The organism is Anaerobacterium chartisolvens, assembly GCF_003337415.1.
Lineage (GTDB): Bacteria > Bacillota > Clostridia > Acetivibrionales > DSM-27016 > Anaerobacterium > Anaerobacterium chartisolvens.
This window is the reverse complement of the sequence record NZ_QPJT01000027.1, coordinates 44,327-51,012: the sequence shown is the minus strand read 5'-3', so window position 1 is coordinate 51,012 and position 6,686 is coordinate 44,327. Positions and strand designations below refer to the sequence as shown.

Sequence of the window (6,686 nt, the reverse complement as noted above, 5' to 3'; positions counted from 1 at the left end):
TGGCATAGCACTCACCTCAATATTTGTTATTGATATTATAACCTTTCAAGGCAATGTTTGTCAAGAACAAATGTTCTAAGAGCAGGAGCGTCCCCATCAAAGCTGCTGAAGCTGCTGGAGCAGCTCTGTGAATATGTCGTTGTATTTGTTTGCGGGAAGCCTGCCAAGAAGCCTAGATGCCCTGTTTATATAGCTTTCCAGCATTTTTTCTGATCTTCGCATTCCCCCGGCTTCCGCTATAAGCCCCGTTATCCTTTCAATCCCGGCTTGCGGCAATTGCCCCTTTCGTTCAAACAAATCCCCTACCAGGCTTTTTATCTCTTCACTTTCATTAATTGCATATATGACAGGCAGAGTAAGCACTCCCTTTGCTATATCACTTCCCACAGGCTTTCCTTCGCTTTGGGCCTTTGACAGAAAATTGTTTAAATCGTCCCTTATCTGAAAAGCCATTCCATAGCAAAAGCCAAACCGAGCAAGGTTTTTGCAGACGGGTACAGAGCATTTGGCAAGGTGTGAGCCTACAGAGCACGCCGAAGCGAATAGCACCGCAGTCTTGCGGCTTATTCTTTTAAGATATGATAATACTGAAACGTCAAGCCTGTACCTGTCCTGATACTGATCCACTTCACCCTCGCATATTGTTTTTACAGCCCTTGCAACCAACTCCAGCCTGTCTAAGGGGATTCCGGCAGATAGCATCATTACGGCTTTGGTGAACAGAAAATCCCCCGTGTATATAGCCATGTCATTTCCGTATTTTTCAGAAACAGTTGCCTTGCCTCTCCTTAAGCTGGAGCAGTCGATTACGTCATCATGTACAAGTGTCGCAGTATGGAGCAGCTCCAGAGCCCCGGCCATCGGAATAACCTTTCCGGCGTTATATTTGCCGAATTTTGCAGATATTATTACGAATGCCGGCCTCAGCCTTTTGCCTCCCGCCCCGACAAGCTCGCTCACCACTGATGAGAGAAGCTTATTGCGGGACCGCATGTTGTCCGAAATTAATTTTTCTGTTAATGAAAGCTGGCTGTAAATATCAGGATATTTATCCCACAACACAAATCAACTCCTGTGGCTTATAATATTTATCTTTTTTAAGGCGGAAGAAAGAAAGCCGCTGCAAAGCCCCGTAAAGCACCCCGTTACAACAGAAGCCCCGAGAAGCAACGGCATATACCCAAGTACTGCCGCAGTTTTCATTACAATGCAGGCTATAAGCACCTGGCCGGTATTATGGGCTAATGCGCCGGCAATGCTGATGCCTGTCAGGCTTAGAGCTTTGGACATCTTCTTATAAAGTAATGCCATTACAAGCACACTTAAAACTCCTCCGCTTATACTGAAAAGAAAGAAAATAAGCCCGCCCGAAAAAAAGGATGAAAGAATACATCTTATGATGACTATGGTTAAGGCATCCGCATATCCTAAAAATATAATGGCCAGCAGCGTTACAATATTCGGCAGCCCAAGCTTCATCCCCGTAACAATTGAGGGAATGGGAAGCATGGATTCAATCAGCGACAGTATCATAGCCTGAGAAACCATAACAGCAATAATTGCCAGTCTTTTTGTGCTATTCACAAGCAAAACTCCTTAAAAATTTCAATATGCGACTCCGTCCAGCTCATTTGCATACCCCTCAATTTTAATAATGGCACGGTTGGGAATACACACCGCCATGTCTCCCGGATGGGTCAGCCACCCCGCCTTGACACACAGCTCATCGGGACAGTCGGCGTGACCGAATCTTATACGCCCTTTTTCCACAAAAGCCGTTTCATTATATTTTCCCGGAATTTTTATCTTTTCATTCCTCTTAACCTTGTCCAAATCTATTCTTTTTATAACGCTGTCATTTTGAATAATTACCGCAATCCTATGACTGCCTCCCGTGTTGTGAATTTTAAGCGAGATATATCCTGCGGCGGCAATTAAAGCTATGGACAATATGAGTATTATATCACCTTTTTTGAACATATTGGAATTCCTTACTTTCATCATCAAAAATAAATTCGTCTTTAAGCCCTGAGGTGGTATAAATCCTTTTATCCTCTGTAATAAAAACAGCTTCGACTCCCTCAAGGCTTTCTACAAGCTCGATCCCCTTTTCAAGCCCCAGCACGAAAACTGCTGTGGACAAAGCATCGGCAGCTACTGAGGAATCAGCCAGTATGGTTGCACCCATTAAGCCCGAGCCGGAGGGATAGCCTGTATGAGGATCAAGTATATGGTGGTATCTTACATTATCCTTTTCAGAAAATCTTTCATAGTCTCCCGAGGTCACAACCGATTTATCCTGAATATTAATAACACCCACTATCTTGCCGTTTGCCGCTCTGGGGTTCTGTATTCCTATGCGCCAGAGCGTTCCGTCAGGCTTTTTCCCAAGCACCGAAACATTGCCCCCGAGGTTTATATAGGCCGATTTTATGCCCCAACGCTTATATATTTCTATCGTCTGATCTGCGGCATAGCCCTTTGCTATCGCTCCGAGATCCACTGCCTGTCCTTCTCTTGCAAGCCTTACAGTGCCGTTATTTGAATCAATGTATATATCATTGTAATTCACAAGGGATAAAAGCTCGTCTATCTCTTCTTTTTCGGGGATTTTAAAATGCTCTGTAGATATTCCCCACGCCTTTACAAGAGGGCCTACAGTGACATCAAAGGCTCCGCCGCTTATAGAGGAGTATTTTTTTGCCGTCTCCAGCACCTCTATAATATCGCCGTCCAGCCTTATGCTTTTCTTTCCTGATGCCTCATTTAACGCTTCCGCCTGACTTCCCTGCGCGTTTACAGTCATGGTATTCTCTATTTCACCGATTCTAGCCATGGCTTCGGCAGAGGCCTTGCGCGCATTATAGCCGTAAACCTTTTCGGAAATCACCGTACCCATAAGAAAGCTCTGCTGTTCAAAATGCTTATCGCTTTTAAGCCAGAATGCGCCGAAGATAAGCACTGCTATAACTATTGCGGCTACTGCTATTTTCTTCAAAACCTTCCTCCGTTCATTATTGTATAGACAATATTATAAATAATTGCACCTAAGTTTTCAACTGATGTTTTTTGATAATATTTTTATTGCAAATGCGTAATACTATATGAATGATACGTCTCAACCCAATTGTATATTTCACAAGTCAAAGGCATTTTATGTGATTTTTCAAGAAGAGATTATTTTTAAGGAGGTATCCTGAGTGCATAGAAGGATTGCCGTTTTAGGAGCAGGGTATGCGGGAATAGAGGCTGCTTTAAGCCTATATAAAAAGAAAAGAAGAGACAGCGATATTGAGATAACTGTTATAGACAGAAATCCATATCATACCCTGCTTACCGAGCTTCATGAGGTGGCCGGCAACAGAATATCGGAAGACGGCGTAATTGTGCCCTTGAGGGATATTTTTAAATATACCGATATCAAGCATATAAGAGACGACATTACAGACATAGATTTTAACAGCAACAGCCTTGTGTCAAGTGTTAATAAATATACCTATGACTATCTTATAATAGCGGCCGGAAGTGAACCCAACTATTACGGAATACAGGGCATGAGGGAGCATTCCTTCTCGTTATGGTCATTCGAAGATGCGGTTAGAATAAGGGAACACATAAAGGATTGCTTTTTAAATGCCTCCGAGGAGAAAAATCCCGATACAAGAAAGTCTTTATTAACCTTCATTGTAGGAGGCGGAGGGTTTACAGGTGTTGAAATGATAGGAGAGCTTGCCCAGTGGGTAAAGCTTCTATGCATTGAACATTCCATCGACAGGTCTGAGGTAAGATTGGTTTTGGTAGAGGCCCTGCCCGCCATACTCAGCAATTTAAATGAAAAGAGCATAAAAAAAACAATGCGCTATCTTAAGCAAAAATTGGGAGTAGAGGTGCTTACAGACTCGGCAATAACAAGTGTGGAGTTTGACAGAGCGGAGCTCAAAGGCGGAACGGTAATTTCAAGCAGAACTATAATATGGACGGCAGGAGTAAGGGCAGCCTGCATAACGGATGAGATCAGCATAGATAAGGGAAGGGCCTGCCGCATAAAGGTCAACGAGTATACCGGGACGCAGTTTGAAAATGTGTATGCGGTGGGAGATATATCGGCATTTGTCTTTGAAGGCCAAACTATGCCTGCGCTTGTTGAATCGGCACTTCAGACAGGCAAGACGGCTGCCCGGAACATACTGGCGGATATTGAGGGAAAGGAAAAAACAGCGCTTAGGCCCCGGCTGCATGGAGTTATGGTTTCGGTGGGAAGCTTTTTTGCGGTGGCGGATATAATGGGATATCAGCTTCCTGTATTTTTTTCCATACTGATGAAATATGCCGTAAACATACATTATCTTTTCGGAATAGGAGGCTTTGAGCTGGTATTTAAATACTTAAAGCACGAATTGCTGCATAAAAGGCATAAAAGACTTCTTCTCGAAAAGCACCTCACCTTCCCCACCCGTGCCTTCTGGCTGGTGCCGGTAAGACTATTTCTTGGATATTCCTGGCTTTACGAGGGAATATCCAAGGTTAATGAGGGCTGGCTTGCAAAAGCCATGCTTGTCGGTTCCGGCACCGACGGGAACACAAGTGCATCAGTTTCAGAAACGGGAGAAAAAATATTTACCATTGTCTCAGGACACACTCCGGCATGGTATTCCTGGATCGCCGATAATATTGTCGTACCCAATGCACTTCTATTCCAAGTATTAATTGTTATGTCGGAAATAGGCATAGGACTTGCTTTTTTTACCGGAACCTTTACATTTATTGCCGCTCTGGCATCCATAGGACTAAATATAAACTTCATCCTCTCTACAGGCCTTTACCCTGAAACCTGGTGGTATATCCCGGCGGCGCTGTCGATGCTTGGAGGGGCAGGAAGAGCTTTTGGCTTAGACCACTATTTAATGCCTTACCTGATGAGGCAATGGAGATTTTTTGCAAGAAATAAAAGGCTAAAATTCCGCATATGACGGGCAAGACAGGGATAGAGTATTGTATTTTGCGAAAGCTTCAATCTTTTTCATCATTATCCTTGCTTAGATCCTCACTCCTGCATTTGCCGGTGCATACCTCCATCTTAGAAACCGAAACCTCATATGCCGTTTTAGTAATAACCTCTCCCGATTCAAATTTTTTCTGGTACTCCCTGCTTTGAATCCTTCCCCATATTTTAATGTTGTCTCCTGTTTCTAAAACCTCGGAATAACGGGCATTCCTTCCCCATGCTATGCAGGGAATGTAATCCGATTTATTGTAGGGCCTGTTGACGGCTAGAAGGATATCTGTGATTTCTCTTCCAAAAGGAGTAGTTCTAAATATTGGCTTTTTGCATATGTAGCCGTTTAAAAATATTAAGTTGGGATTTTTAATCTTCTTTTCGTCGTCAAGAAAATTAATTTCTCTGGCAAATACCGTCAAAAGCAGCCTGTTGCCCTCGTTATTGAAGCTGTTATACGAGCGGAACTGTCCCTCTACTTCAATTATCTCCCCTATCTCCAGCTTTTGCTTAATAATCAGACGTTCAGAAATAGTTACAGGAATTCTGTCATAACTGTCGCTAAGCCTTGGAACATCAAGCATAAAGTAATAAAAACCCTCTCCATACACTTCATGGCTGAATGCAATATCCGAGACTACCTTACCCGAAATGGTCACCATGTTGTTCTCTATGATGTTTCCGACCATCCGTACCCCACTCTCCTCTCTCAGGCTACTGTATATCTAAAAATTTATCTAGTGTAATATCTATTCATAAGCAGTAAACTTTAGAATTAAATTCCTATAGATTTGCAACCTAAAATAAAGAAGCATAGGTATAAATCTATCCAGAACTGTATTTGATTAGGCTATAGCTTTCTATAATAATCCTTTCTTAAGTTTTAATGAACAAAAATATACAATATATTATATTATATATTTTTCTTATTGAAAATCCCGAATAAGCATTTTAAATACAATATTTTGATAAATTTTTACTAATTCTCTAAAATTCCTGCATTATTTAAGTCAATGTCATTTACTATGGCAAAAGCCGCCGCCGCCAATATATTGTAACTGTCAAATTCGTTAGATTCCAGCTTTATTCTGTATTCCTGAGGCTCCACAACAACTCCGCTCTTTGTAGATACTGTCCTTTGAAGGCAGCACATAAAGCTGTCCTCGGACCCCATATTTCCTACGCTTGACGTGGTAACACTGGCTTTGGAGTTAAAACCATATGTTATTATATGATGCTTAAATCCTTTTAAAAATTTTAAGGCTTCATTGTCATCAACATTCATTATAATAGTTCCCTTATCGTCCATTAATGAAAAAAAACTTCTTATAGCATAAAAATAGTTTTCATAATTGATTCTCTTTAAATCATCGGCTTTCTCGGTCAAAATCATAATATCAAAATGAATATAATCCAAAAGTGTTTTGTTAATATAATAAGGGTTAATTTTTATTATAAGGTATTCGAAGTTATTTCTTGATAATTGCTGTATATATTCCTTTATATGGGATGGACTCATCTCCATAAGACTTTTAGAGTCGGTTATACTGATTTTTTTACCTGTTGAGACTAAAAATGAATTGATAAGATTTGCTGTTTCAGAATTGTCCTTATTGCATGTTATTGCTGCTAAAAGCATTCTCTTAAACCTCATTTCATCAAAATAGGCATTTAAGCTTATAATATGTAT

Annotated in this window: 7 protein-coding genes; 1 reads left to right on the top strand and 6 read right to left on the bottom strand. The window is 41.2% G+C overall.

Annotated elements, in window-relative coordinates; genetic code table 11:
• Positions 1-96 precede the first annotated feature (96 nt).
• From DFR58_RS18085 to DFR58_RS18070, 4 genes are read right to left on the bottom strand one after another with little or no spacing between them, the layout of a single operon-like run.
• Complete coding sequence (locus tag DFR58_RS18085; RefSeq protein WP_242987721.1) at positions 97-1,062, bottom strand: polyprenyl synthetase family protein; 966 nt, start codon at positions 1,060-1,062, stop codon at positions 97-99.
• Positions 1,063-1,065: 3 nt separating this feature from the next.
• Positions 1,066-1,584, bottom strand: a complete 519-nt coding sequence (locus DFR58_RS18080; protein ID WP_114299288.1) for a Gx transporter family protein — start codon at positions 1,582-1,584, stop codon at positions 1,066-1,068.
• A gap of 21 nt (positions 1,585-1,605) precedes the next feature.
• Complete coding sequence (locus DFR58_RS18075) at positions 1,606-1,980, bottom strand: NusG domain II-containing protein (RefSeq protein WP_114299286.1); 375 nt, start codon at positions 1,978-1,980, stop codon at positions 1,606-1,608.
• Positions 1,964-2,998: an FAD:protein FMN transferase gene (locus tag DFR58_RS18070; protein ID WP_242987719.1), complete on the bottom strand. Its 1,035-nt coding sequence runs from the start codon at positions 2,996-2,998 to the stop codon at positions 1,964-1,966. The genes DFR58_RS18075 and DFR58_RS18070 overlap by 17 nt, the downstream gene beginning before the upstream one ends.
• 202 nt (positions 2,999-3,200) lie before the next feature.
• On the opposite strand from DFR58_RS18070, the gene DFR58_RS18065 reads away from it, so the two are divergent.
• Positions 3,201-4,970, top strand: a complete 1,770-nt coding sequence (locus DFR58_RS18065) for an FAD-dependent oxidoreductase (RefSeq protein ID WP_114299284.1) — start codon at positions 3,201-3,203, stop codon at positions 4,968-4,970.
• Between the two features lie 40 nt (positions 4,971-5,010).
• On the opposite strand, the gene DFR58_RS18060 is transcribed toward DFR58_RS18065, so the two are convergent.
• A complete protein-coding gene (locus tag DFR58_RS18060) occupies positions 5,011-5,685 on the bottom strand; it encodes a single-stranded DNA-binding protein (RefSeq protein WP_114299282.1) in 675 nt (224 codons plus the stop codon).
• 290 nt (positions 5,686-5,975) lie between these two features.
• Positions 5,976-6,635: a Mur ligase family protein gene (locus DFR58_RS18055; RefSeq protein WP_170138218.1), complete on the bottom strand. Its 660-nt coding sequence runs from the start codon at positions 6,633-6,635 to the stop codon at positions 5,976-5,978.
• Positions 6,636-6,686 lie beyond the last annotated feature (51 nt).